The following is a 2,576-nucleotide window of genomic DNA, read 5'->3' on the forward strand; positions in this document are numbered from 1 at the left end:
TTCCGAACATAGCTACCCGGCAATGCCACTGGCGTGACAACCGGAACACCAGAGGTTCGTCCACTCCGGTCCTCTCGTACTAGGAGCAGCCCCTCTCAAATCTCAAACGTCCACGGCAGATAGGGACCGAACTGTCTCACGACGTTCTAAACCCAGCTCGCGTACCACTTTAAATGGCGAACAGCCATACCCTTGGGACCGGCTTCAGCCCCAGGATGTGATGAGCCGACATCGAGGTGCCAAACACCGCCGTCGATATGAACTCTTGGGCGGTATCAGCCTGTTATCCCCGGAGTACCTTTTATCCGTTGAGCGATGGCCCTTCCATACAGAACCACCGGATCACTAAGACCTACTTTCGTACCTGCTCGACGTGTCTGTCTCGCAGTCAAGCGCGCTTTTGCCTTTATACTCTACGACCGATTTCCGACCGGTCTGAGCGCACCTTCGTACTCCTCCGTTACTCTTTAGGAGGAGACCGCCCCAGTCAAACTACCCACCATACACTGTCCTCGATCCGGATAACGGACCTGAGTTAGAACCTCAAAGTTGCCAGGGTGGTATTTCAAGGTTGGCTCCACGCGAACTGGCGTCCACGCTTCAAAGCCTCCCACCTATCCTACACAAGCAAATTCAAAGTCCAGTGCAAAGCTATAGTAAAGGTTCACGGGGTCTTTCCGTCTAGCCGCGGATACACTGCATCTTCACAGCGATTTCAATTTCACTGAGTCTCGGGTGGAGACAGCGCCGCCATCGTTACGCCATTCGTGCAGGTCGGAACTTACCCGACAAGGAATTTCGCTACCTTAGGACCGTTATAGTTACGGCCGCCGTTTACCGGGGCTTCAATTCAATGCTTGCACATCTCCTCTTAACCTTCCGGCACCGGGCAGGCGTCACACCCTATACGTCCACTTTCGTGTTTGCAGAGTGCTGTGTTTTTAATAAACAGTCGCAGCGGCCTGGTATCTTCGACCGGCATGGGCTTACGGAGCAAGTCCTTCACCCTCACCGGCGCACCTTCTCCCGAAGTTACGGTGCCATTTTGCCTAGTTCCTTCACCCGAGTTCTCTCAAGCGCCTTGGTATTCTCTACCCAACCACCTGTGTCGGTTTGGGGTACGGTTCCTGGTTACCTGAAGCTTAGAAGCTTTTCTTGGAAGCATGGCATCAACCACTTCGTCATCTAAAAGATAACTCGTCATCAGCTCTCGGCCTTAAGATCCCGGATTTACCTAAGATCTCAGCCTACCACCTTAAACTTGGACAACCAACGCCAAGCTGGCCTAGCCTTCTCCGTCCCTCCATCGCAATAACCAGAAGTACAGGAATATTAACCTGTTTTCCATCGACTACGCTTTTCAGCCTCGCCTTAGGGACCGACTAACCCTGCGTCGATTAACGTTGCGCAGGAAACCTTGGTCTTTCGGCGTGGGTGTTTTTCACACCCATTGTCGTTACTCATGTCAGCATTCGCACTTCTGATACCTCCAGCAAGCTTCTCAACTCACCTTCACAGGCTTACAGAACGCTCCTCTACCGCATCACTTACGTGATACCCGTAGCTTCGGTGTATGGTTTGAGCCCCGTTACATCTTCCGCGCAGGCCGACTCGACTAGTGAGCTATTACGCTTTCTTTAAAGGGTGGCTGCTTCTAAGCCAACCTCCTAGCTGTCTAAGCCTTCCCACATCGTTTCCCACTTAACCATAACTTTGGGACCTTAGCTGACGGTCTGGGTTGTTTCCCTTTTCACGACGGACGTTAGCACCCGCCGTGTGTCTCCCATGCTCGGCACTTGTAGGTATTCGGAGTTTGCATCGGTTTGGTAAGTCGGGATGACCCCCTAGCCGAAACAGTGCTCTACCCCCTACAGTGATACATGAGGCGCTACCTAAATAGCTTTCGAGGAGAACCAGCTATCTCCGAGCTTGATTAGCCTTTCACTCCGATCCACAGGTCATCCGCTAACTTTTCAACGGTAGTCGGTTCGGTCCTCCAGTTAGTGTTACCCAACCTTCAACCTGCCCATGGATAGATCGCCCGGTTTCGGGTCTATTCCCAGCGACTAGACGCCCTATTAAGACTCGCTTTCGCTACGCCTCCCCTATTCGGTTAAGCTCGCCACTGAAAATAAGTCGCTGACCCATTATACAAAAGGTACGCAGTCACCCAACAAAGTGGGCTCCCACTGCTTGTACGCATACGGTTTCAGGATCTATTTCACTCCCCTCTCCGGGGTTCTTTTCGCCTTTCCCTCACGGTACTAGTTCACTATCGGTCAGTCAGTAGTATTTAGCCTTGGAGGATGGTCCCCCCATATTCAGACAAAGTTTCTCGTGCTCCGTCCTACTCGATTTCATGACTAAGAGATTTTCGCGTACAGGGCTATCACCCACTATGGCCGCACTTTCCAGAGCGTTCCGCTAATCTCAAAGCCACTTAAGGGCTAGTCCCCGTTCGCTCGCCACTACTAAGGGAATCTCGGTTGATTTCTTTTCCTCAGGGTACTTAGATGTTTCAGTTCCCCTGGTTCGCCCCTTACACCTATGTATTCAGTGTAAGGTAACCATCTTAT

At 51.9% G+C, this 2,576-nt stretch carries 1 rRNA gene; it reads right to left on the minus strand.

Annotation, left to right across the window (positions count from 1 at the left end):
• Positions 1 to 2,576, minus strand: a 23S ribosomal RNA gene (locus TALK_RS21805); the annotation flags it as partial.

It is taken from the genome of Thalassospira alkalitolerans, from assembly GCF_002115745.1.
GTDB lineage: Bacteria > Pseudomonadota > Alphaproteobacteria > Rhodospirillales > Thalassospiraceae > Thalassospira > Thalassospira alkalitolerans.